This window comes from Pseudomonas sp. OIL-1 (assembly GCF_010669185.1).
Classification (GTDB): Bacteria; Pseudomonadota; Gammaproteobacteria; order Pseudomonadales; family Pseudomonadaceae; genus Halopseudomonas; species Halopseudomonas profundi.
The window spans coordinates 2,528,024-2,551,895 of the sequence record NZ_CP048629.1 but is presented as its reverse complement, the minus strand read 5'-3'; the positions used below and the strand labels follow the sequence as shown (position 1 = coordinate 2,551,895).

General features: G+C 59.3%; 23 protein-coding genes and 1 pseudogene. 14 read left to right on the top strand and 10 right to left on the bottom strand.

Features of this window, described 5'->3' with window-relative positions:
- Nucleotides 1-74: 74 nt before the first annotated feature.
- Nucleotides 75-1,139: an S-methyl-5-thioribose-1-phosphate isomerase gene (mtnA, locus tag G3M63_RS11915; RefSeq protein WP_371923452.1), complete on the bottom strand. Its 1,065-nt coding sequence runs from the start codon at nucleotides 1,137-1,139 to the stop codon at nucleotides 75-77.
- Between the two features lie 116 nt (nucleotides 1,140-1,255).
- Here mtnA and G3M63_RS11910 point away from each other — a divergent pair, with 116 nt between their 5' ends.
- The 5 genes from G3M63_RS11910 to G3M63_RS11890 all read left to right on the top strand — a co-directional run bounded on the left by G3M63_RS11910 (nucleotide 1,256) and on the right by G3M63_RS11890 (nucleotide 5,811).
- On the top strand, nucleotides 1,256-2,596 hold the full coding sequence (locus G3M63_RS11910) for a TRZ/ATZ family hydrolase (RefSeq protein ID WP_163983264.1): 1,341 nt from the start codon (nucleotides 1,256-1,258) through the stop codon (nucleotides 2,594-2,596).
- Nucleotides 2,586-3,287: a bifunctional 2-polyprenyl-6-hydroxyphenol methylase/3-demethylubiquinol 3-O-methyltransferase UbiG gene (gene ubiG, locus G3M63_RS11905; protein WP_150301008.1), complete on the top strand. Its 702-nt coding sequence runs from the start codon at nucleotides 2,586-2,588 to the stop codon at nucleotides 3,285-3,287. The genes G3M63_RS11910 and ubiG overlap by 11 nt, the downstream gene beginning before the upstream one ends.
- A gap of 3 nt (nucleotides 3,288-3,290) precedes the next feature.
- Complete coding sequence (locus tag G3M63_RS11900; RefSeq protein WP_163983263.1) at nucleotides 3,291-3,971, top strand: HAD family hydrolase; 681 nt, start codon at nucleotides 3,291-3,293, stop codon at nucleotides 3,969-3,971.
- The gene (locus G3M63_RS11895; RefSeq protein WP_163983262.1) at nucleotides 3,964-4,704 is read left to right on the top strand and encodes a YciK family oxidoreductase; all 741 of its coding nucleotides are present in this window, start codon (nucleotides 3,964-3,966) and stop codon (nucleotides 4,702-4,704) included. Before G3M63_RS11900 ends, G3M63_RS11895 begins: the two co-directional genes overlap by 8 nt.
- A 177-nt stretch (nucleotides 4,705-4,881) precedes the next feature.
- Nucleotides 4,882-5,811: a GGDEF domain-containing protein gene (locus G3M63_RS11890; RefSeq protein ID WP_163983261.1), complete on the top strand. Its 930-nt coding sequence runs from the start codon at nucleotides 4,882-4,884 to the stop codon at nucleotides 5,809-5,811.
- Nucleotides 5,812-5,878: 67 nt separating this feature from the next.
- On the opposite strand, the pseudogene rluB reads toward G3M63_RS11890, so the two are convergent.
- The 6 genes and pseudogenes from rluB to G3M63_RS11860 all read right to left on the bottom strand — a co-directional run.
- A pseudogene (rluB, locus tag G3M63_RS11885) lies at nucleotides 5,879-6,754 on the bottom strand (23S rRNA pseudouridine(2605) synthase RluB); the annotation flags it as partial.
- A gap of 70 nt (nucleotides 6,755-6,824) precedes the next feature.
- Nucleotides 6,825-7,583 carry an SMC-Scp complex subunit ScpB gene (gene scpB, locus G3M63_RS11880; RefSeq protein ID WP_163983260.1) on the bottom strand — a complete coding sequence of 253 codons (759 nt, stop codon included), beginning with the start codon at nucleotides 7,581-7,583 and terminating at the stop codon, nucleotides 6,825-6,827.
- Entirely contained in the window at nucleotides 7,564-8,391 is an 828-nt protein-coding gene (locus tag G3M63_RS11875) for a ScpA family protein (RefSeq protein ID WP_371923584.1), read from the bottom strand. Before G3M63_RS11875 ends, scpB begins: the two co-directional genes overlap by 20 nt.
- Nucleotides 8,392-8,449: 58 nt before the next feature.
- A complete protein-coding gene (locus G3M63_RS11870; protein WP_178100972.1) occupies nucleotides 8,450-9,667 on the bottom strand; it encodes a tryptophan--tRNA ligase in 1,218 nt (405 codons plus the stop codon).
- Nucleotides 9,668-9,763: 96 nt separating this feature from the next.
- Nucleotides 9,764-10,402: an L-threonylcarbamoyladenylate synthase gene (locus tag G3M63_RS11865; RefSeq protein ID WP_150301015.1), complete on the bottom strand. Its 639-nt coding sequence runs from the start codon at nucleotides 10,400-10,402 to the stop codon at nucleotides 9,764-9,766.
- A 117-nt stretch (nucleotides 10,403-10,519) separates the two neighbouring features.
- Nucleotides 10,520-11,374 carry a PHP domain-containing protein gene (locus G3M63_RS11860; RefSeq protein WP_150301016.1) on the bottom strand — a complete coding sequence of 285 codons (855 nt, stop codon included), beginning with the start codon at nucleotides 11,372-11,374 and terminating at the stop codon, nucleotides 10,520-10,522.
- 107 nt (nucleotides 11,375-11,481) lie between these two features.
- Here G3M63_RS11860 and G3M63_RS11855 point away from each other — a divergent pair, with 107 nt between their 5' ends.
- The 5 genes from G3M63_RS11855 to G3M63_RS11835 all read left to right on the top strand — a co-directional run bounded on the left by G3M63_RS11855 (nucleotide 11,482) and on the right by G3M63_RS11835 (nucleotide 14,684).
- The gene (locus G3M63_RS11855) at nucleotides 11,482-11,784 is read left to right on the top strand and encodes a YciI family protein (RefSeq protein ID WP_150301017.1); all 303 of its coding nucleotides are present in this window, start codon (nucleotides 11,482-11,484) and stop codon (nucleotides 11,782-11,784) included.
- A gap of 13 nt (nucleotides 11,785-11,797) precedes the next feature.
- On the top strand, nucleotides 11,798-12,199 hold the full coding sequence (locus G3M63_RS11850) for a hypothetical protein (RefSeq protein WP_163983258.1): 402 nt from the start codon (nucleotides 11,798-11,800) through the stop codon (nucleotides 12,197-12,199).
- A complete protein-coding gene (locus G3M63_RS11845; RefSeq protein WP_371923450.1) occupies nucleotides 12,187-12,876 on the top strand; it encodes a response regulator in 690 nt (229 codons plus the stop codon). Before G3M63_RS11850 ends, G3M63_RS11845 begins: the two co-directional genes overlap by 13 nt.
- Before the next feature lie 148 nt (nucleotides 12,877-13,024).
- The gene (locus G3M63_RS11840) at nucleotides 13,025-13,363 is read left to right on the top strand and encodes a Spy/CpxP family protein refolding chaperone (protein WP_150301019.1); all 339 of its coding nucleotides are present in this window, start codon (nucleotides 13,025-13,027) and stop codon (nucleotides 13,361-13,363) included.
- 4 nt (nucleotides 13,364-13,367) lie between these two features.
- On the top strand, nucleotides 13,368-14,684 hold the full coding sequence (locus G3M63_RS11835) for a HAMP domain-containing sensor histidine kinase (protein WP_163983257.1): 1,317 nt from the start codon (nucleotides 13,368-13,370) through the stop codon (nucleotides 14,682-14,684).
- Here G3M63_RS11835 and G3M63_RS11830 read toward each other — a convergent pair.
- A complete protein-coding gene (locus G3M63_RS11830; protein ID WP_163983256.1) occupies nucleotides 14,681-15,244 on the bottom strand; it encodes a nitroreductase in 564 nt (187 codons plus the stop codon). The two genes, G3M63_RS11835 and G3M63_RS11830, sit on opposite strands and share 4 nt — an antisense overlap.
- Nucleotides 15,245-15,315: 71 nt before the next feature.
- Entirely contained in the window at nucleotides 15,316-16,341 is a 1,026-nt protein-coding gene (locus G3M63_RS11825) for an AraC family transcriptional regulator (protein ID WP_163983255.1), read from the bottom strand.
- 176 nt (nucleotides 16,342-16,517) lie between these two features.
- Between G3M63_RS11825 and G3M63_RS11820 the strand changes: the two genes are divergently transcribed.
- From G3M63_RS11820 to G3M63_RS11805, 4 genes are all read left to right on the top strand, one after another.
- Nucleotides 16,518-16,853 (top strand): Mpo1-like protein, encoded by a 336-nt coding sequence (locus tag G3M63_RS11820; RefSeq protein WP_163984253.1) that lies wholly within the window; start codon nucleotides 16,518-16,520, stop codon nucleotides 16,851-16,853.
- A 78-nt stretch (nucleotides 16,854-16,931) separates the two neighbouring features.
- Entirely contained in the window at nucleotides 16,932-17,516 is a 585-nt protein-coding gene (locus G3M63_RS11815) for an HD domain-containing protein (protein ID WP_163983254.1), read from the top strand.
- A 204-nt stretch (nucleotides 17,517-17,720) separates the two neighbouring features.
- A complete protein-coding gene (locus tag G3M63_RS11810) occupies nucleotides 17,721-19,100 on the top strand; it encodes an adenylate/guanylate cyclase domain-containing protein (protein ID WP_163983253.1) in 1,380 nt (459 codons plus the stop codon).
- A gap of 120 nt (nucleotides 19,101-19,220) precedes the next feature.
- Entirely contained in the window at nucleotides 19,221-21,401 is a 2,181-nt protein-coding gene (locus G3M63_RS11805; RefSeq protein ID WP_150301025.1) for a patatin-like phospholipase family protein, read from the top strand.
- A gap of 148 nt (nucleotides 21,402-21,549) precedes the next feature.
- On the opposite strand, the gene recQ is transcribed toward G3M63_RS11805, so the two are convergent.
- On the bottom strand, nucleotides 21,550-23,685 hold the full coding sequence (gene recQ, locus G3M63_RS11800) for a DNA helicase RecQ (protein ID WP_163983252.1): 2,136 nt from the start codon (nucleotides 23,683-23,685) through the stop codon (nucleotides 21,550-21,552).
- Nucleotides 23,686-23,872 lie beyond the last annotated feature (187 nt).

Sequence of the window (23,872 nt, the reverse complement as noted above, 5' to 3'; positions counted from 1 at the left end):
GAGTCGCAAGAAAGGCTGGGGGCGCTCACAAGCTTACTGTGAGCGTAAATCTGCCCGGGGATGCGAAAGCGCTCTCAATGAAGCCGCCGATGACTCATCAAATCCGCGATTCTGGCCGCGTCCGGACGTTCAATAAGACCTTTTTCCGTCACGATCACATCCACCAGATCTGCGGGTGTGACGTCAAAGGTCAGCGGGCCCGGGGACAGCGCACTGACCTTGCTGCGCTCATCGTTACCCGGCTGCTCATCCGGCGCAACGTCATCATCGATTTCCAGACCCATGTCGATGGCTGACGAAGGCGCCACGACCATAAAGCGCAACCCATGGTGCATCGCCAGTATCGCCAACGCATAGGTACCGATAGTGCTGATCACGTCACCGTTTGCTGCGATACGCTCTGCGCCTACGACCACCCAGGTCATCGGCACCGATTTCATCAGATGGCCGGCTGCCGAATCCACGCCAACCCGGGCAGCAATACCCAGCTGTGCCAGCTCCCATTCAGTCAGCCGCGCCCCTTCCAGCCCCGGCCGCGTTTCGTTTACATATATCGCATCCACCAGCCCCGCGGCATGCGCAGTCAGCACTACGCCTAACGCCGTACCGTAGCCCGCAGCGGTCAGCGCACCAGCGTTACCATGGGTCATCAGGTTTTGCTTGCCTTTCTGATGCTTGCGGATCAGTTGTGCACCCAGCTTGCCCATAGTGAGATTGGCTTCGATATCGCTGTGATGGATGGATATCGCCGCGCTGAGCAGCTCACCCGGCACATCGACATGATCCGCCAGGCGCCGCGTGCGTTCGTGCATCATGCGCAATGCCCAGCTTGGCTGCATAACCTCTGGCATGGACGCTTCGAGCATGGCGAAAGCATCGGCAAGCGCCGCCTCCCAATTGTCCGACGTGCCTATCGCTTTGGCTGCGAGCACGACGCCATAGGCTGCCGCAATGCCAATCAATGAATTTCCACGGACCGCCTGACCCCGGATAGCCCCGGCTATCGCGGCGGCGTCCATGCATTCCAAATAATCTACGTCATCCGGCAAAGACCGCTGATCCAACAGGCGAAGAGCATTGCCGCTCCACTCGATGGCATTGATACTGGCTTCCATAGCCAACTGCTGTTGTGGCTGCATATCTCGCTCCGCTACTAAAGGAGCAGTATACGCCCCTCCCGGGGCGATTAATTGTCGCTGCAAGCAATAAAAGCCAGAGGGTATACTGCCAGCCTATGATGCAAAGCGAACTGTTAATGACTTCACTGCCCGACGCGATCGACCTGCTGATCACGCCGCGCTGGATCGTGCCCGTGGTGCCCTCTGGCCTGGTGCTCGAAAACCACGCCATCGCCGTACATCAAGGCCGAATCGCCGGTATCGTCCCGGTCAGCGCGACGCTCGATCTGAAAGTCGCGGAGCGACGCGACCTGCCCGACCGCCTGCTGATACCCGGCTTGATCAATGCCCACGGCCACGCTGCGATGAGTCTGTTGCGCGGCATGGCCGACGATCTGCCGCTTATGGACTGGCTTAACGACCACATTTGGCCGGCCGAAGCCCAGTGGGTCAATGAAGCCTTCGTGCGCTGCGGCACTGAATTGGCCATAGCTGAAATGCTGCGCGGCGGGACGACCTGTTTTGTCGATATGTACTTCTATCCCGAGATCGCTGCCAGCGTGGCGCTCGAGTACGGAATCCGCGCGCAGGTGGCCTTTCCGGTCATCGACAATCCGATTCCCGGCGCGAAGAACAGCGATGAAGGTATAGCCAAGGGGCTGCGACTGCACGACGAGGTCAAACACAGCCAGTTGGTCAATATTGCCTTCGGACCCCATGCACCCTACACCGTAGGCGACGCGACGCTGACCCGGATTCGCACCCTGGCCGACGAGCTGGATCTGCCGGTGCATATGCATATCCACGAATCCGCCGTGGAGATCGAAGACTCCGTGCGCCAGACCGGCTTGCGGCCACTGCAACGGCTGCACCAATTGAACCTGCTGACGCCCAGATTGCAGGCTGTACACATGACCCAGATCAGCGATGAGGATCTCGAGCTGATCAGCGATCTCGGCGTGAGCGTAATTCACTGCCCTGAATCCAATCTCAAGCTTGCCAGCGGCTTCAGCCCGGTGCAGCGCATGCTTGATGCCGGCATAAATGTAGCGCTCGGTACTGATGGTGCCGCCAGCAATAACGATCTGGATATGCTTGGTGAGATGCGCACTGCTTCACTGCTGGCCAAAGGAGTGTCAGGCCAACCGACGGCGATGGATGCCCATACCGCCCTGCGCATGGCGACGCTGGGTGGCGCCCAGGCGCTATGCATGGGCGACGAAACCGGATCCCTGGAGCCTGGCAAAGCCGCAGACATGATTGCTGTCGACCTATCGGGTCTCGACCAGCAACCCGTTCATAACCCATTGTCGCAGCTGCTTTATAGCTGCAACGCCAGCCATGTATCCGACGTCTGGGTGGCCGGCGCGGAGAAGGTCCGCGACGGCAAGCTACTGGGTATCGACCAGACCAGACTGCTTGCCGAAGCGCAGGAATGGGCACGCAAGATTCAACGAGGGAAACAAAATGACGCTTAACGTCGATCGGGCTGAAATCGCCAAATTCGAAGCCCTGGCCAGCCGCTGGTGGGACCGCAACAGCGAGTTCAAGCCGCTGCATGAGATCAACCCGCTTCGCACCAACTGGATCGACCAGAAGGTCGGGCTGGCTGGCAAGGAGGTACTGGATGTCGGTTGCGGCGGCGGGATTCTTGCCGAGGCAATGGCGCTGCGTGGGGCCAAGGTGACCGGGATAGATATGGGCGAAGCGCCCCTGGCCGTAGCCAGCCTGCACAAGCTCGAGTCCGGTGTGGAGGTTGATTACGAGCAATGCACGGCCGAACAGATGGCCGAACAGCATCCCGGCCGCTTCGACATCGTTACCTGCCTGGAGATGCTTGAGCACGTGCCGGATCCGTCTTCAGTGATCCGCGCCTGCGCCACGCTGGTCAAGCCGGGCGGGCACGTATTCTTCTCGACCATTAATCGCAACCCGAAGTCCTTCGCCTTCGCCATTGTCGGCGCCGAATATGTACTGCGCCTGTTGCCGCGTGGCACCCACGAGTTCGCCAAGTTTATTCGACCGGCCGAACTCGGGGCCTGGTCACGGCAAGCCGGACTGGACGTGCAGGACATTACCGGGCTGGGCTACAACCCCCTTTTCAAGACCTACAAGCTGGAACGCAGCGTAGATGTCAATTACATGATCCACACCCAGCGCGGAGCCTGATACATGCTCACCAGCGTTCTGTTCGACCTCGACGGCACCCTGCTCGATACCGCAGGGGACTTCATGTCGATCATCCAGGCCATGCGCGCGGACCGCAACCTGGCACCAGCCGATCCTGATCTGGTGCGCCCGACGGTATCCAACGGTTCGGTTGGCATGCTCTGCGCTGCATTCAACATACAGCCTGACGCAACGGGCTTTGATGATCTGCGCGAGGATTTTCTCCAGCGTTATCAACGCGACCTCGCGGTGTTCACGCGCCCCTTTCCCGGCATCGAGCCGCTGCTTGACTGGCTGGATGACGAAGGCTTGCCCTGGGGCGTGGTAACCAACAAGCTGAGCCGCTTCAGTATTCCTTTACTTGAAGCTCTGGAATTGTCGGATCGCTGTCAAAGCCTGGTCTGTCCTGATCAGGTGACGCGCAGCAAGCCGCATCCCGAGCCCTTGCTCAAAGCCTGTACGCAAATGGGCGTCAAACCCGAGCAATCGGTATTTGTCGGCGATCATTTGCGTGACATCCAGGCCGGCCGCGCCGCCGGAATGCCCACCGTTGCGGCGCTTTATGGTTATCTGCCAGTGGGCGACGACCCCGAGAACTGGCAGGCCACCCACAGTATTCATACCGCAGCTGACCTACGCCCATGGCTGGAACGGCTGCGCTCGCAGGAGACCTTTCATGTTTGATTACAACGCACCAGCCGGCCTGCTGAAGGACCGCGTCATTCTGGTCACCGGTGCTGGCGATGGCATCGGCCGCGCCTGTGCGCTGAGCTGCGCTGCCCATGGCGCCTCGGTGGTGCTGGTGGGCCGTACGCTGTCCAAACTGGAAGAGGTATACGACGAAATTGAAGCTGCGGGTCACCCGCAGCCAGCGATCTGCCCGCTAAATCTGGAAACCGCGGTGGAAAAGGATTTCGATGACCTGGCTGATCAGCTGTTCGACACATTCGGCAAGCTCGACGGCCTGGTGCACAACGCCGGGCTCCTTGGCCCACGTACACCACTGGATAGCGTCAAGACGGAGGCCTGGCTTCAGCTTATGCAGGTCAACGTCAACGCACCCTTCGTGCTGACCAAGGCAATGATGCCCTTGCTGCGCGCAGCGCCGGACGCCTCTGTTGTGTTTGTATCGTCCAGCGTCGGCCGCAAGGGCCGCGCCTACTGGGGGCCCTACGCAGTCAGCAAGTTTGCCCTGGAGGGCCTGATGCAGGTGTTTGCCGACGAGCAGGACGGCACCAGCACGATCCGCGCAAACAGCATCAATCCCGGCGCTACCCGGACGTCAATGCGCGCTGCGGCTTACCCTGGCGAAGCCCCGGAAAAAAACCCGGAACCTGCAGAGATCATGCCCGTGTTTCTCTATCTGCTTGGTCCCGACAGCAAAACCATCAATGGACAGGCACTGGACGCACAATAGTTACTATTCTGGCACGCTTGCGGCAAGATCCCGCGTCTGCCGTTCCGGGCGGCAAGAAGCTGCCGTCCGGCTTGCCGGAGCTCGCCACGACAGCCCTATCTATCTGATATATAACGATATATATTATTGGCACGATTCCTGCTGAAAACATCCTGACCAACATATAAGGGATCTGTAATGTCGTCCACCCTGGGCAATACCATCGATTTCGATTCAGCGCGCCTGAAGCTCGGATTGCCGTCGGCCGTCCACCGAGTGGCTGCGCCACGCCCGCGGATCACTGACCTGCCTGCCCTGCAGCAACGACTCGCCCAGATGCTACAGACCAGTCTCGAGCTCGATCGCGTCCTGAGCATGTTCTTCGCTCAACTAGCCGAACATATGGCACTGGATGAGCTGCGTTTCACTCACGCTGCTCACAATATTCTTCTGCAAAACGGCAAAGCCGCTACCCATCGTTGCAACTACCGGATCACCCACGCCGGTGAGTATCTTGGCGACATACAATTCAGCCGCTCGAAACGGTTCGACGGCGCCGAACTGGCGCAGATCGAAAGCCTGATGGGCATCCTGCTCTACCCGCTGCGCAATGCCCTGCTGTATCACCAGGCCATGCAGCGTGCGCTCAGTGACAGCCTCACCGGCGCAGGCAATCGCTTTGCGCTCAGACATGCGATGGAACGTGAGATTCCGGCCGCAGCGGGTCATGCCCGACCGCTGGCCATGATCATCATGGACATCGACCACTTCAAGGCAATCAACGACCGCTACGGACATGCTGGCGGCGACCTGGCGTTGAAGGCTGTGGTCGAATGCATGCATGGCTGCCTGCGCTCGGTCGACAACCTGTTCCGGTTCGGCGGAGAGGAATTCCTGGTGATACTGGGCGACACCGACTGCAGCGCGGCAGCACAGGTAGCGGAGCGGATCCGGCTGGCCATTGAAGCGATGCACTTCGAGATAAAGGACGAGCGGCTGCGCATGACGATCAGCGCTGGGGTAGCGATGCTGCGGGAAAATGAAAGCGGAGAAGCATTGCTGGACCGTTGCGATCAGCAGCTATATCGAGCCAAGCAGAATGGAAGAAATTGCGTAGTCTGTTGCTGAATACCACCAGTCGGCTTGCCGGACCCGCTGGCGGTCCGGCGTTTCGACACTAACTGCGTCCGTGCGGCACCTTGGTACGGCGAATGGTCCGCGCCTGGTGCATTGACGGCTTGCGCGCCTGACGCTTCTGCTTTTCCTTCTCGCTGGTTTTCATTACCGGCAATGCAACCGGCTTGAGCCCGACCTCTTCGCTAAGCGTATCGATCTCGTTCTGTTTCATTTCGCGCCAGCGGCCAACGGGCAGCTCGGCACCGAGAAATACCGGCCCGAAGCGCACACGTTTGAGGCGGTTGACCCGCACACCCTGCGATTCCCAGAGACGACGCACTTCGCGGTTGCGCCCTTCCAGCAGGCAAACGTGGAACCAGCGGTTGATCCCTTCCCCACCGGACGAGACCACGTCAGTGAATTTGGCCGGTCCGTCGTCAAGCATGACGCCTTCCTTCAGCCGCTCGATCATATCCTCGTCGACTTCGCCCATGACCCTGACGGCATACTCGCGGTCCATCTGATAGGACGGATGCATCAACCGGTTGGCCAATTCGCCATCAGTGGTGAAGAGCAACAGGCCTGTCGTATTGATATCGAGGCGGCCGACGTTGACCCAACGGCCCTGCTTCAAGCGTGGCAGCTGTTCAAACACCGTAGGACGACCTTCCGGATCATCCCGGGTGCAGACCTCGCCTTCAGGCTTGTTATAAATCAGCACCCGGCGCGACACTTCGGTGGTCAGGTCACGGCGCAGCGGGCGACCGTCTACGCTGATCTGGTCGAGGCCATCTACCCGGCAACCCAGCGTAGCCGGCTGTCCATTGACGTTCACACGGCCAGCCTGAATCCAGCTTTCGGCTTCGCGGCGGGACGCCAGGCCCATACGGGCGAGTACTTTCTGGAGTTTTTCCCCGGAAACGGGGATAGAGGAATCGTCTGTCTTGTCTGTCATGAGGCACCTCCCGGTGTGTATCGAATAGGAAACAGAGAGCGGGAGAATAGCACCGCCAGGCCGTTACGCGCTAGCGCTCATCGGAATCAGGCGAGTCCTTATCACTACCATCAACTTTCAGGTCATTGAAGTCGGTTTTGATGTTCGATTCCATTGAATTGAGCTCGTCAAGCAAGGCGTGAAAGCCGGTTTCCCCGGCGGCACTATCCAGAGGGGCCAGCGGCTCGACTGGTAGCCATGGCATCTGTTCGTCCGAACCGGCCTCTGGCTCCTCGACATTCGATAACCCCGCTTCAACCTGATCCAGGTCGCGCAATTCTGCCAGGGCGGGCAACTCGCTCAGACTGGCCAGGTTGAAGTAATCCAGGAACTGTCGGGTTGTCGCGTACATTGCCGGCCGGCCGGGCACGTCGCGATGGCCAACGATACGCACCCATTCGCGCTCCATCAGGGTTTTCACGATCTGACTGCTCACCGCCACGCCGCGGATATCTTCAATTTCACCCCGGGTAATCGGCTGTCGATAGGCAATCAGCGACAGCGTCTCCAGTAGCGCCCGGGAATAGCGCTGCGGCCGCTCTTCCCAGAGACGACTCACCCAGGGCGAATAGGCTTCGCGTACCTGCAAGCGCCAGCCACTTGCAACTTCCTTTAACTCGATGGCCCGTCCCAGATACTGCTCCTGCAGCCGCGCCAAGGCGTTCTGCAGCTGCCGGGTGCTTGGCCGCCCGGATTCTTCGAACAATTCGCGCATGCGATCCAGCGATAACGGCTTGCCGGCAGCCAGCATCGCTGCCTCAAGAATGTGCTCAAGCGGTGGTTGTTTCATCCTCACCTCGCGCCTTGACATGAATGGGCGCAAACGGCTCGGTCTGCACCAGCTCAACCAGCTGCTCTTTTGCCAACTCCAGCACCGCCATGAAGGTTACGACTACGCCGAGCCGCCCTTCGCTCACGCTGAACAGACTAACGAAGGGCATGAACTGTCCGCTACGCAGCCGGTCAAGCACGTCGGCCATCCGTTCGCGGGTCGAGAGCAGTTCCCGGGTGACCTGATGGCTTTCGAACATGTCCGCTCGCCGCAATACGTCAGACAGCGAGAGCATCAGTTCCTGCATGGTGATTTCCGGGTGCGCTCTGGCGGACTGATAAGTTGGCGCCTCGGCACTGGCCAGTGCGATATCGCGGCCAACCCGCGGCAGGCCATCGATCTCCTCCGCCGCCTGCTTGAAGCGCTCATATTCCTGCAGCCGCCGGATCAACTCGGCCCGCGGATCATGATCGTCCTCTTCCTCGTCCTTCTGCCGCGGTAACAACAGCCGCGACTTGATCTCGGCCAGCATGGCAGCCATGACCAGGTACTCAGCAGCAAGTTCCAGCCGTACCACTTTCATCAGCTCGACATAGCCCATGTACTGCCGTGTGATCTCTGCGACAGGAATGTCGAGGATGTCGATATTCTGTTTTCGGATCAGATAGAGCAGTAAATCAAGTGGCCCCTCGAAGGCCTCGAGAAACACCTCGAGCGCCTCGGGCGGGATATACAGATCCTGGGGTAGCTCGGTCAGCGCTTTACCGTAAACCGTGGCAAATGGCAGCTCATGCTGGGTGCCGGGCGCAAGCGATGCATCAGTCATCGCCGTTTCGAGGCGTTCCCCGGAGGACGATGGCTGCTTGCGCTCGGTCTCGCTCATGTTACTGCCGGTATTGCAGGCCCATGGCCTGACGCACTTCAGTGAGCGTATCGCGCGCAGCGTCCCGGGCCCGCTCGGTGCCTTCGCTGATAATCAGGCGAACCGCGTCGGGGTTGGATTCATACTCGTTGGCACGCTGCTGCATCGGCGCAAGCTCGGCAGCGATGGCATCGATTACCGGTTGTTTGCACTCGAGGCAACCGATGCCTGCGCTGCGGCACCCCTTCTGAACCCAGTCACGCGTGGTGTCATCGCTGTAAACCTTATGAAACTGGTACAGCGGACAGATTTCGGGTTCGCCGGGATCGTTGCGTCGCACACGGGCCGGATCGGTCGGCATGCGGCGAACCTTCTCGGCGATTTCATCTGTTGTATCGCGCAGAGTGATGGTGTTGCCATAGGATTTGGACATCTTGTGTCCATCCAGCCCGGGCATTTTCGAATCCGGGGTCAGCAGCTCCTGGGGCTCGGGCAGTATGACCTTGCCGCCGCCTTCCAGATAACCGAACAGTCGCTCCTTGTCGCCAAGGGTGATGTTCTGCTGCTCCTTGAGCAGCGCACGCGCGGTTTCCAGCGCCTCGATATCGCCCTGCTCTTGATAAGCCCGGCGCAAATTCCCGTATAACCGGGCCGCCTTCTTGCCCATCTTGTGGACGGCTGCCTCGGCCTTCTCGGCAAAGCCCACTTCCTTGCCGTACAGGTGATTGAAACGCCGCGCGACCTCACGGGTAAACTCGACATGCGAAACCTGATCAGCCCCCACCGGTACCTGTCCGGCGCGGTAAATCAGAATATCGGCGCTTTGCAGCAAGGGATAACCCAGAAAACCATAGGTGGCCAGATCCAGATCGCGCAACCGTTCCTGTTGATCCTTATAGGTAGGAATGCGCTCCAGCCAACTGACGGGCGTGACCATCGAAAGCAGCAAATGCAATTCTGCATGCTCGGGCACCTGGGATTGGACAAACAGTGTCGCCGAGTTTCCGCTGACGCCTGCCGCCAGCCAGTCGATCATCATGTCCCAGATACTCTGCTCGATATCCCGCGGTGTTTCGTAATGAGTCGTCAGAGCATGCCAGTCAGCAGCAAAGAAAAAACATTCATACTCATGCTGAAGCTTGACCCAGTTCTTCAGTACACCGTGATAGTGGCCGAGGTGCAGACGGCCAGTGGGACGCATTCCAGACAACACGCGGCGCTGGGATTCAACAGAACTCAAAGGGAACTCCTGGTAGAGGATGGACTTTCATACATTCATGCAATGACGAAACAGGCAAAATTATACGCGTATTGCCACCGATTCGTGCCGCCCTGCTCATTCAAAACCACGACTGCCGCCGAAGGGTTCGGGGTCGCCGAGGCCCACCCGGCGGACTTCCACCTCACCATCAAGCAAGCCGACTACCGTGGTCGGTTCGATAGTACAGGCGCCACCATCAATGATCAGATCGACCTGTTTTCCGAGGCGATCGCGGATCATCTCCGGATCGGTTAACGGCAGGTTGTCGCCCGGCATCATCAGGGTCACGCTCATCAGTGGTTCGCCCAGCTCCTCGAGCAAGGCCAGCGTGATGCGATGATCCGGGATGCGCAGGCCGATGGTACGCCGCTTCGGATGCAGCAAGCGGCGCGGCACCTCGTTGGTGGCATTGAGGATGAAGGTATAAGGGCCCGGTGTATTGGCCTTCAACAGGCGAAACACGCCATTGTCGACCTTTGCATAAACGCCCAGCTCGGAGAGATCCCGGCAGACAAGTGTGAAATTGTGCTTGTCGTCCAGCTGGCGGAGCCGCCGGATACGCTCCAGCGCATCCTTGTCGCCAAGATGGCAACCTAACGCATAGGCAGAATCAGTGGGGTAGGCAATCACCCCGCCCTGACGAATGATTTCAGCCGCCTGGCGCACCAGCCTGACCTGCGGATTCTCGGGATGAATCTGGAAATACTGGCTCACGGTACCGTCCTGTCGATGTTCGGGAATTTCACCTGGATGCAGCAGTTGTTCAGGTTGCCTGTATAACGCTGCCCAGGATCCGGATTCAGCGGTCGCCCGGGTTGCTTTGCCTGTATTTTAGCGGCAAAACAACGGGTCAGCCCATACCGGCGTGCAATCGTCAGGCATCGCCGTCATCTTGCCGAGCGCCATCCACGGCGAATCCGGATGATGGAAGTCACTGCCACAACTGGCAAAGAAGCCGAACTCGATGCTGAGTTTGGCCAGGTAAGCGACCTGTTCCGGTGGCTGTTTGCCGTTGACAACTTCAATGCCCCGGCCGCCCGCCTCGGCAAAGTCGCGCAGCAGCCGCCGCAGGCGTGAGCGGGTGAAGCCGTATTGCCAGGGATGCGCCATGACGGCTACCCCGCCTGCGGCGCGCATGGGTTCAATCGCTTCGGCCAATTCCGGCCAGTGTTGCTTGATATCGCCCAGCTTGCCGGCCCCGAGCCACTTGCGGAAGGCTTCGGCGCGATCGCGCACATGCCCGGCACTGACCATCCAATCTGCAAAATGCGGCCGGGCCGGCGGGCTGTGCAACTCCGCACCAGCGCTGCGTTGCACCGCCAATGCGCCTTCCAGAGCGCCCGGCATATTCTTGCCAGCCAGACGCTGCGCGATTTGTTCGGCGCGGCGCCAGCGACCCTCCTGCACCTTGTCTATCGCTTCAACCAGCCCGGGTGCCTGCGGATCAAAGCCATAACCCAGAACGTGCAAGGTGTGGCCCTGCCACTGCGCAGAAAGCTCTACACCGGATACCCATTGCATACCCAGCGACTCAGCGGTTGCCTGGGCGACCTGTTGGCCGTCGAGACAGTCGTGATCAGTCAGCGCTACCAGCTCGACGCCGGACGCCGCTGCCCGGCGCATTAATTCGGCGGGCTCAAGACTGCCATCAGAGGCAGTACTGTGCATGTGCAGGTCAGCTAGCAAATTGATCTCCAGTACAGAATAATTTGGCTATTATGCGTCCCGGACGCTGACAACGCCTAATGTAATGGCATAAGTTACCCGTCTTTGAAATCAAGCAGGGACCATTCATGTTCTACGCCATTATCGCCAGCGATTTTCCAGGGACGCTTGAGGCTCGCCTCACTGCGCGGCCCGCTCACCTGGAGCGGCTGCAGCAATTGCAGGCTGGCGGTCGGCTGCTGGTGGCCGGGCCACACCCGGCGATCGATTCGAACGACCCGGGTCCAGCGGGCTTCAGCGGGAGCCTGGTTATCGCGGAGTTCGAATCATTACAGGCTGCCGAAGCCTGGGCTCAGGACGATCCCTATGTTGCCGCAGGGGTCTATCAGCAGGTGATTGTGAAACCATTCAAACCCGTATTGCCGGCCTGACAAGGAGTCTGACATGCCGAGACCTTTACCGGCTGCGCTATTGCTGTGCTGCCTGAGTTTCCCCGCTTCAATTTTCGCACAGGAGGCAGCCGAGGTCGACGAGAGCGAAATGGCGACCAGCGAGCAGGACCTGGGTGTATTGCAGGCCGAGCTGGCCCGCATTGAAGCCGAGCGTCAGCGCCTGGCCGATGAACTGGCATCCGGTGCACACCAGCAGCTGGCGCAATTGGAGCAGGAAAACCAGGCGTTGCGTGCAGAGCGAAACAATACCGACCTGCAAGCCGTCGCATTGATGGAAGAACAGCGCCAGAAATGGTTTTTGATCGGCGGGGCAACCGTCGCGGGCAGTCTTTTGCTCGGCTTCCTTGCAGGCAAGGCAGGCGGAGGCCGCAGACGCAGAGAGTGGTTGAATTGAGCGAGCACTCGATACTCATCATCGACGACGACAAGGAGCTGTGCGAATTGCTCGTCGACTGGTTGTCCGCCGAAGGCTTCCAGCTAAGCTGCGCACATGACGGGCCTGGCGGCCTTGAAATAGCGCGCAGCCAGGCCTTCGAAGCGATCATTCTGGACGTCATGCTTCCCGGCATGACCGGCCTGGAGGTGCTGCGCGCATTGCGCCAGAGCTGTAATACACCCTTGCTGATGCTCAGCGCACGTGGCGAGCCTGTCGATCGCATACTGGGGCTTGAACTGGGCGCCGATGATTATCTGCCCAAGCCGTGCGACCCACGGGAGCTGGTTGCGCGCTTGCGCGCCTTGTTGCGACGTAGCCAGACAGCTGCGCCGGAAAACTATAGCCTGCAGGTAGATGATATCCGCCTCGACACCGCCACGCTCATGGCCTGGCAGAACGATCAACCGTTACCGCTGACGCAGACAGAAGCGCTCATCCTGCGCACGCTACTCGAACGAAGTGGTCAGTTGATCGATCGCCAAACCCTTTCGCGCGAGACCCTCGGCAAACCACTCGGGCCCTATGACCGTAGCCTGGATATGCATATGAGCAATCTGCGCCGCAAGCTGGGGATGCACCCCGACGGGCGCCCCCGCATCCAGTCGATACGAGGTCGCGGTTATCTGTATAGCTGAACGCTGCAAGTGCCATATCGATTCGATGGCAAGCGAGGCTACAGTTTCTTTACACATCCTTTACCCACCTCAAGCTCTGGCTGACAGGTTTTCTCCTACACTTGTTCTACCGGCCACCAGGCCATTCATCGAATCGGGAGATATACCCATGAAAAACTTACTGTTAGCCAGCGTTACCGCCATCACCATCGGCCTGTCGGGCTCAGTGTTTGCCGGCTCGGACAAGAACGGCGAGCACCAGGATCGATACATGGAGCGATTGAGTGAAAAGCTGGAACTGACCCCGGAGCAACAGGAGCAATTTCGCGAGATCAAGAAAGAGCAGATGGAAAAGCATCGCGAAATTCACGAGGAATCCAAGGAGCGCATGGACGAAGTATTGAATGACGAACAGCGCCAGCGTTTCGAGGAGATTCACAAGGAAAACCGCGACAAGATGAAGAAAATGCACGGCGACAAAAAATCCAAAGAGTCGGAGAATAACTGAGTCAATGCGGCTGTTCTGGAAAGTCTTCGCTGTCCTCTGGCTCGCCACTTTACTGGTCGGAGGCTCGGGTTTTCTGGTCAGCCGCGCACTGCAGCAGGACTGGCTCCTGCTGCAGTTTCACCCTCAACTTCGTGACTTTGCCGAACAACTGATTGGCACCTATGAACAGGAAGGGCCCGCTGCAGCGCAGCACTGGCTTGAGACGCAGCGCCAGGAGCACCGGCTACGCGCGCAGCTGTACAACGACCAGGGGCTCAGTCTGCTCCCTGGCACCCTGCCCTCTCTGCCGCGGTTCGAAACATCCCTGCCAGGGCAACAACCACCCGCCCGTTTTCGCCACGGCCGCATCTTTCAGCTGGCCTGGAATTCGAATAGTGCAGATTACCAGCTCACTCTGAATATACCGGCGCCGGAGTTATTTCGCTGGCAGCGCACCCCGTTCGCGCTGATTGCCAACATTACTCTGGCGATGGCCATGCTGGCACTCATCAGCCTCGCCCTCAGCCGGTATCTGACCGCGCCTCTGCAGCGCCTGGGCCAGGCGGCACAGCAGTTGGCAAAGGGGCGCTTCGATGCAAGCACGCTGGAACATATTGGACAGCGCCGTGACGAGATCGGTGATCTGGCACGGCGTTTTCAGACCATGGGCGACCGCGTACAGAGCCTGCTGGACAGCCAGCGTCAACTGATGCGCGATATTTCCCATGAGCTGCGCTCGCCGCTGGCGCGCATGCGTCTTGGTCTGGCCATTGGCAGCAAACAGGAGTTGCGTCCGGATGATCCGCTGTGGCAACGGCTGGATAAGGAGTGCACGCGCCTGGACCGACTGATCGACGACATCCTCACGCTGAGTCGCCTCGATACGCAGGACTTGCCCGCCGAGCACTTTGATCTCGACCAGATGGTCCATGACGTCGTGGAAGATGCGCGCTTTGCCGCACACGGCCAACAGACGCTGGAAATCGAAGGACACACCCATGCAACGTTGCGCGGCTGGCGTGAACAGCTGTCAGCAGCGCTGGATAACTTGCTGCGCAATGCGCTGCGCTTTTCACCCGCTGATGGCGTCATCCGGGTGCGCCTGGCGGCAACCGGAGACGGCTTTCGCATCAGTGTCCAGGATCAAGGGTCAGGCGTGCCCGAGGCATGGCTGGAGCAGCTGGGCGAGCCCTTCGTACGCGTTCCTGACCAGCCCGCCGACAGCGGCCACGGCCTGGGTCTGGCCATCGCCCGAAGAGCCGTTGCCCGGCATGCCGGAACGCTATCGTTCAACAGCCAGGGCCACGGCTTCGAAGCTGTCATCCAGCTCGACAAGAGCTAGCTTTCCGGCCAGCTCTGGAAGAAATCATCGATATCGAGATGGGGAACGTTCTTCCGCATCCCGGCGGGATAACCCACATACAGGAAAGCTGCGATCAGCTCATCGTCAGCCAGACCCAGCCCCTCACGCACGATGGGATCGTATGCCAGATCGCCCGTACGCCATACCGCCCCCAACCCCATCGCGTGCGCAGCGACCAACATGTTACCCACCGCGACACCGCAGGACATGTCCTGCTCGATCATCGGCACTTTCGGGTGCTCAAAATGGCGTCCTATGGCAATGATCATCAGCGGTGCACGCAAGGGCAGTCCCTGATAGCGTGCCAGAGTATCCGGCGAAAGATCCCGGGTCTGCGCCAGGGCTGCCCGGCCAAACAATTCACCCAGTCGCTCAAGCCCTTCGCCTTCGACCACAAGGAACCGCCAGGGGCGCAGGTAGGCATGATCCGGTGCGCGCAGGGCCGCCTTGAACAGGGCATCACGTTGAGCAGCGGTAGGCACCGGCCCGGTGAGCCGCGGTACCGATACTCGCTCATGCAATGCCTTTAACGCGTCCATCAATTCGTTACCTCGGTCTGGTTGTCGGTCGGCTAACCGACTCTGATTATTGAAGCGTTGGTACAGCGCGATCAGAATTCCTTCTCTTCCAGGTGGCGCGCCCGGTACTGCCCCGGCGGCATACCGAACCAGCGCTTGAACGCACGAAAGAAATTGCTCGGATCCGCGAAACCCAGCAGATAGGCAATCTCCAGCAAGGTCAGGTTCGGTTGCACCAGATATTGCTGGGCCAGTTCACGCCGTGTTTCGTCCAGCAGCTGTTGAAAACTGTGGCCCTCCTCCTGGAGCCGACGCTGCAAGGTGCGCGTGCTCATATGCAGTACGTTGGCCACCGCCTGACGCTTCGGTTCGCCCTGCGGCAATAACCGGCATAAAGCCTGGCGCGCCAGATGGCTCACCCGCGACTCGTCAAAGCGCGCCAGGTATTCGGTGGCCAGACGATCATGTATCCGCGCCAACTCTGGATTGGCCGTGGCCAGGGGCTGCTCGATCACCTCGCGGGAAAAGCTCAGACTGTAAACGCCCGCATCGAACTCCAACGGACATGCGAACAGTTGTTGGTAAGCACTGACATCGTCCGGCTCGGGATAGGCGAAACGCGCCTTCAACGGAACAATTTCCCGTCCGGTCATCCAGCGGCAGAACGCCAGCGCGTAGGCAAGCGCTGCGTCATGGCTCTGCGGTGATACCGGCAAGCGGTCGCCGTGAATGGACACCACCAGTGCGTAACTGTCAGGTCTGACCTGCAGAGCCAGAGCTGCCGCCTCGCCGAGAATGCGCTGGTAACGCACCAGCCTGCCAAAACCTTCAGCCAGCGTCCGGCTGGACATCAAGGCATACCCGACAACGTTGAAATGCGCCGGGCGAACCACCTTCGCCATGTTCAGCCCGATGGCCGGATTACCGGAGCGCGACACCGCCAGTTGCCACAACCGGGTCATCTGGTCCTGTGCAATGCGCGCATCGGGGTCGTCCAGCAGAGCGCTATCGAGCCCCAACTCGGCAAACAGGCTGCGCCCGTCTACTCCCCCCAATGCCAACGCATCGACGATGGCATGCGCCCAGCTTGAAGATGTGGTTCGCTCAACGGTCAGCATGTCACTCCTGATCAGACGGATCGAGGTAAACACCGGGTAGCGCAGTCATGATGAAAGGCGCGCGCTTGAATACCGGGCCAAGGGCAAAGCTTTGGCCCGAATGGCCATGTGGATGGGACATCCACCCCGTTAAACTGAAAACTGATTAGCCCATGAACACAACAAGAGGCATCACCATGCAACAGCCACACCCTGACCCCGCTGCAGAACACAAACGCTTCGATTCTTTCGCCGAGTTCTACCCGTTCTACCTCAGCGAGCATAGCAACGACACCAGCCGCCGCCTGCATTACATTGGCAGTCTACTGGTCCTGGCTGTTTTGATCTATGCGTTGGTCAGCGGTAGTTGGGGCCTGCTACTGCTCTTGCCGATCGCCGGTTATGGCTTCGCCTGGGTGGGACATTTCTTTTTCGAGAAGAACAAGCCCGCCACCTTCCAGTATCCGCTCTACAGCTTCATGGGAGACTGGGTGATGCTCCGTGACGCCCTGACCGGACGCATCCGTTTCTGAGATTGTCCACAGCGCGACAGTCCGGTCAGCGCGTCTAGCCCTATGATCGGGAAAACCCAACCTGCGGAGAATCTCGAGATGGATCAACAACGCGCCTCATTTCGCGCCATGCAAGAGGGTACAGCTGAAGACTGGAATCTTATCTCCAGCCACTTCAGATCCTTCGCCCGGGAGCTACCGGACCGGATCATGACGCACCTGAAATTGCTGGATGGCGATTTTGGCGGGTTTCCGATCGACCGCCTTGAGCATTCCTTGCAAACTGCGACCCGCGCGCACCGTGACGGGCGCGATGAAGAATATGTTGTGTGCGCCTTGCTGCATGACATCGGCGACACGCTCGGCTCGTTCAATCATCCGGATATTGCTGCCGCGATACTCAAGCCATTCGTATCCGAGGAAAACCTCTGGATGGTCGAAAAACACGGCGTTTTCCAGGGGTATTACTTTTTCCACCATCTGGGGATGGACCGGCATCTGCGAGACCAGTTCAAGGATCACCCGCTCTACCAGCGCACTGCCGAATTCTGCGCACTGTACGACGCGACAGCGTTCGACCCTGATTATGAGAGCGAACCGCTGGAATTCTTCGAGCCCATGATGCGACGGGTTTTTGCTCGCCCACGCCAGTCTGTCTACAAGACCGAGCGCGTAGCATCCTGAGCCCGCCGGCAGGCTGGCGGTCAATGCGCCGGCCTCAGCCATTCCCCGAAAACGTCTAAGGCTTTCAACCGAGACAGTTGCATATTATGATCCGCTTGGGATTCTCCCCGGGCTGATCAGCCGGGACATGGCCCGCGTTCTAGCGGACGCGTCTCGAAACAACGATCAGCCACGGCCGTCGTGATGGCCAAGGAATCGCTGACGATGAATATGCATAAGCGCCTGAAACCTGTCAGACCGCCTCTGGAAGGATACTATTCCAGAGTCATGGCGTACCTGTGCGTGGCCATTACCTTTATTGCGATAGCGATTGAAGAAGGCGTCACCACACTCAACGTCTCGGTGGTTGTCTATGCGCTGCTCTTTCCCCATGTTGCGCAACTTGGGGTAGACCGGCTGCGGCGGATCGAGGGTTTGCGCAGTCGCCTTGCGCTGCTCGCTCTCGACGGCCTGCATACCGGCATATTCGTCACGCTATGCCAGTTCAACATCGTACCGAGTCTGGTATTCATCATGCTCTTGAGCCTCGCCAGCATCATCGTTGGTGGGCCTCTATACCTTATGGCGAGCTGGTTACTGGCGGTGGTTGGATTGCTGATTACGTCTGTCATTGCCTCGCCGCAGCCCGAATTGTACAGCGGAGCCCTGGTGAACTTCACCAGCCTGGCCAGCGGTGCGACCTTTACCGTCATCGTCGCTGCCTTCGTTTACCATCAGGGCCGCAAGCTGGAGCAGGCACAAAAAGTCATCAGCGCCGAGCAGGAGAAAACCAGCCTGCTGGCGAGTAACCTGTCCAAATATCTCTCGCCCCAGGTCTGGGAATCGATATTCGCTGGCAAGCAATCGGTCACGCTGGAAACCCGCCGCAAAAAGCTCACGGTGTTTTTTTCCGACATCCGTGGCTTTACCGAGCTGGCAGAGGAAATGGAGGCCGAGGCGCTGACCGACCTGTTGAATAATTACCTGAATGAAATGTCACGCATTGCGCTGCAGTACGGCGGCACCATCGATAAGTTCATCGGCGACTGCGTCATGGTGTTTTTTGGTGATCCCGCCACCCAGGGTGCCAAGCAGGATGCTGAAGCGGCAGTATCCATGGCAATCGCCATGCGTAAGCACATGAAAGTACTGCGACAACAATGGCGCAGCCAGGGCATTACCCGTCCGCTCGAAATCCGCATGGGCCTGAGCACCGGCTATTGCACTGTCGGTAACTTCGGTGCGGACAACCGCATGGACTACACCATTATCGGGCGCGAAGTGAATCTGGCGAGCCGTCTGGAAAATGCAGCCGAAGCCGGAGAAATCCTGATACCGCACGAGACCTGGGCGCTGGTCAAGGACCTGGTCATGTGCCGTGACAAGGGTCAGGTGATGGTCAAGGGGTTCTCCAAGCCAGTGCAGGTGTATCAGGTTGTTGGTTTGCGCCGTGACCTGGGCGCAGCGCCCAGCTTTGTCGAGCATGAACTGCCCGGTTTTTCCATGTACCTGGACACCACCAATATCCGCAACTATGACAAGGACGAGGTGATCAAGGCACTCGAGCATGCGGCGCAGAAGCTCAAGGACAAGGTCATCGTCTGACCTGCCAACCGAAACGCTGAGACCGCCGTCAGAAATCCTGCATAAGCTCACGCGACCTTCGGCGGCTCGTATACAATACGCGGCGATCCAGCTTTATCGATTAGGCGCAGGCCCCATATCATGCTCAAACGCTTCACCCTTCTTCTACTGGTCGCGCTGACCCCACTGAGTCATGCCGAAGAACTGCGCACCGGCCTGGTGCTGTCTGGGGGCGGCGCCCGGGGCATGGCACACATCGGTGTGCTGAAGCAGCTGGAAGAGTTGAACATACCCATCCACGCGATAGCGGGCACCAGTCTCGGCGCCGTGATCGGCGGGCTGTATGCGGCAGGCTATAGTGCCGATGAGCTGGAAAAGATCGCACTGGAGACTGACTGGCAGAACGCTCTGAGCGACACGCCTTTGCGTCAGGATATCCCCTTCCGCCGCAAACAGGACGACCGCGATTTTCTGGTCAAGCAACGTCTGAGTTTCGATCGCGGGCGGCTGAGCTTTCCCCTCGGCTTTCTTCAGGGACAGAATCTGGGTCTGATCCTCGAAACGCTATTGGTACATACCAACGATATCGACGACTTCGATCGCCTGCCCATTCCCTTCCGCGCGGTCGCGACCGATATCGCAACAGGTGAAGCGGTCATCTTCGATGAGGGCCATCTGCCGCTCGCAATCCGCGCGAGCATTGCCATTCCCGGCTTTTTCGCTCCGGTAACCGTGGATGGCAGGCTGCTGGTTGATGGTGTGCTGTCGAAGAACGTGCCGGTGGATGTCGCCCGCGAGATGGGCGTCGATCGACTCATCGTGGTGGATATCGGTACTCCGCTGCGCTCGACGGATGAGCTGGAAACCATCATTGATATCATGGATCAGACCACGACCCTGCTCACTCGCCGCAACACCGAAGAACAGCTCGCGACCTTGGGACCGCAGGATCTACTGCTACAGCCGGAGCTGGGCGATATCGGCTTCAGCAGCTTTGCAGAAGTGGCGGATGCGATCGCCGCAGGTGAACGCAGTCTGCCTGAAACCAGCGAGGTATTGGCATTTTCCGCTCCGGCTTCCGAGACCCGACCAGGCGGAAACATGGCCACGGTCCGGCCGCAACGCAGACCGGTTATCGACGAGATCAAGGTCATAAACAGCGGAATAGTGGCGGATCAGGTCGTGCGCAACATGATCCGTCAGGAGATTGGCCAGCCATTGAACCTTGAGCGCCTGGAAAAGGACATGGGCACTATCTATGGCACCGACTACTTCAGCCGGGTCAATTACGAGGTGGTACACGGCGACACCAGCAATACGCTGCTGATACGTACCAGTGGGCGCCAGACCGGGACGGACTACCTGCGTCTGGGGCTGAATCTGGAAGACGATTTCCGCGGCGGAAGCCAGTTCAATATCGGCGCGAGCTTTCGGGTAAACGGGGTGAATCCGCTAGGTGCAGAATGGCTGACCCGGCTACAAGTGGGCGAACGCCAACTGGTTTACAGCGAGTTTTACCAACCACTGGATTACGGTTCGCGCTATTTCGTCGCGCCCTTTATCGATGCCGAATCGCGCAATATCGAAGTGCTCTCCGATGGCGATCCGGTGGTCGATTACCGTCAGGTGCGTTATGGCGCAGGATTGAACATCGGCAGGCAAATTTCCACCCACGGCGAGGTGCGCTTCGGAATTTCCCGTTATGAAGGCGAAGCCAAGGTACGGGTGGGTGACCCGGAGCTGCGGTCATTCAGCTTCACCGAAGGGTTCTACACGCTGCAGCTTGATCGCGACACGCTGGATAACGTGAACTTCCCCCGCTCCGGCGATGAGGGCCGGCTTATCTGGCGCCAATCTGAGCCGAACCTGGGTGCCGATTCACGCTATCAGCAACTTGAGTTTCGCTATAACAAGGCTTTTGCGAGCGGTCCGAACAGTTTTCAACTGGGAGGCTTTCTGGGGCGCACCGACAGCAACGTCGATATCGCCCAAAGCAGTTTCCTGCTCGGCGGCCCCGGCATGTTCTCAGGCTATCGTCAAAGCGGTGTAGCCGGACAGAACTACAACCTGGCACGGCTTGTGTACTACCGTCGCCTCAATCCCACCACCTTCCTTCCAGTAAACATGCCGATCTACCTCGGCGGCAGTTTCGAGTACGGCCGGATCTATAACAAGGACGACGATGGTCTGGATACAGGCTACATAGGGGCTGGCAGCCTGTTGCTGGGGCTGGATACCTTCCTTGGACCGTTGTTCTTCGGCATCGGATCCAATCAGGAAGGCGAGAGTGCTTTGTACATGCGTCTGGGCCAGACCTTTTAGGAACCTCTGAATAACTACTGCGCTCGGCCATGCTGCGTTGAAATCCTCCTCAAGATGCTCATTTACAACACGTAAACTCCGCTCTTTCGTCGGATTTCGCCTTGCCTGACCTTCGCTCGCTACGTTCTTCAGAGAACGTAGCTTTTTTCTAGCCAGCGATTTCCAGCATCAGCGCCGCACGAATACAGTGCAGAATGCCCTCGTCCACCGGCTCGTCCAGCTGCTTGGCCAGCGTCCGCACACCCGGCAAGTCTTCTTCGGCTTCGTTGAGAAATGCGTCCTGGATACGCTGCAGCTGCATCGGTGGCAAATCAATCGCGTGATGCAGCTCTATCTGGCCGGTGCTGATTGCCTGCGCCAGCTGCATGTACACCTGTTTCACCGGCTGCCCGAGCTGCTGCGCAATCTGCTCCGCGCCCATGCCTGCCAATGCCAGCGTCTGCGCTTCCTGCGCCTTGTTGAGCGCATTCTGCGCCTCAGGTGTCTTGTCCGTATCGCCCAGCATGACCTGCAGGAAGTCCGCGCCGTAACGCTCCAGCTTGTGGGAGCCGATGCCGCTGACCAGCCCCATGTCCTGCAGCGAGGCCGGGCGCTGGCGCAGCATATCCACCAGCGTCGAGTCCGGGAAGATCACGTAGGGCGGTACACCGTGGGATTCGGCCAGACGTTTGCGCAAGGCTCGCAATTGCTCCCACAGCGGCTTGTCCGCCTCGGCGATTACCGGCTTGTCGGCATATCGGCCAGGGGACGGCGTCGCGCGGGCTACATCCTTGCGCAGCGCCAGCGTTTCCTCACCGCGTAGCAGCGGCCGGCAGGCATCGGTTAAACGCAGGCTACCGAAGCCATCCAGATCGATCTCCGCCAGCCCGCGTGCGAGCAGCTGTCGAAATACCGAGCGCCACTCCTGCTCGGCCAGATGCTTGCCAATGCCGTAGGTCGACAGATGCTGATGACCGGCGGTGCGAATCTTCTCGTTATCGCGGCCAAGCAGAATATCCACCAGGTGACCCACGCCATACCGCTGGCCGCTACGATAGATGGTCGACAGGGCCATGCGCGCGGCTTCACTGCCGTCCCAGGTAGCCACCTCCTCAACACAGTTGTCGCAGTGACCGCAGGGCTGCTCAAGCTGATCGCCGAAGTAACTCAACAGCGATTTGCGCCGGCAGCTCGTGAGTTCACAGAGTGCCAGCATTGCGTCCAGCTTGTGGCGCTCGATGCGTTTGTGACGTTCGTCGCCATCGGAATTGGCCAGAAACTGATTCAGGGTCAGCACGTCCTGCAGCCCATAGGCCATCCAGGCGTCCGCTGCCAGGCCGTCGCGCCCTGCCCGGCCGGTTTCCTGATAATAGGCCTCAATGCTTTTGGGCAGATCCATGTGCGCCACGAAGCGCACATTGGATTTGTCGATGCCCATACCAAAGGCAATGGTCGCGACCATGATCAGCCCCTCCTCGTTGAGGAAGCGCTTCTGATTGAAGGCACGCAACTCCGCTGACAGCCCGGCGTGATAAGGCAGCGCGGGCCAGCCTTGCTCGCTGAGCCAGTGCGCCGTGTCCTCGACCTTTTTGCGCGACAGGCAATAGACGATGCCGGCATTGCCGCGATGGCCAGAGAGAAAGCTCTGCAACTGCTGGCGGGGCTTATCCTTGGCGACGATGCGATAGAAGATGTTCGGTCGATCGAATCCGGAAACGAAGCAGGCGGCCTGTTCAAGCTTCAGTCTTTGCTGGATCTCCTGCCGGGTGCGCTCATCTGCGGTCGCAGTAAGCGCTATGCGCGGCACGTCGGGAAAGAGTTCAGCCAGTTGCCCGAGCTGCAGATATTCCGGCCGGAAGTCGTGGCCCCATTGCGATACGCAGTGCGCTTCATCGATGGCAAACAACGCGATATCAAGGCTTTGCAGGAAGTTGAGCGTGCGCGGCTTGAGCAGGCGCTCGGGCGCCAGATAGAGATAATCCATCTCGCCCCGCCGCAGGCTGTTGGCGATATCGCGCTGGGCCTGCTCATCGAGTGTCGAGTTCAGCGCAGCCGCTTTCAGCCCCAGTTCATTGAGCGTGGCGACCTGATCATCCATCAAGGCAATCAAAGGTGACACCACCACTGTCAGTCCGGCCCGCAACATACCCGGGACCTGGTAGCAAAGCGACTTGCCGCCACCGGTGGGCATCAGGACCAGCGCGTCCCCGCCGCGTGCTACCTGCTCGATGATATCCGCCTGCTGTCCACGAAATTCCGCGTAACCGAAAACTTCCTGCAGCCGCTCCAACGCTTGCTCGCGCATGTCTCTCCCAAGGTCTGTTGCTGCGACCTTTGTGTTTTTGACAGAACGACAAACCTTCGCGGCCCGTCGGCCCCGGATTATATCAGGCCATTGCGCGCTCTATTGCCTACAATCGGATAGAGTCCAGGGGGCTTCGAAATACGTAGCCCGCACGGCAGCTAATCCGTTGGTATTAAGCGGTAGCATG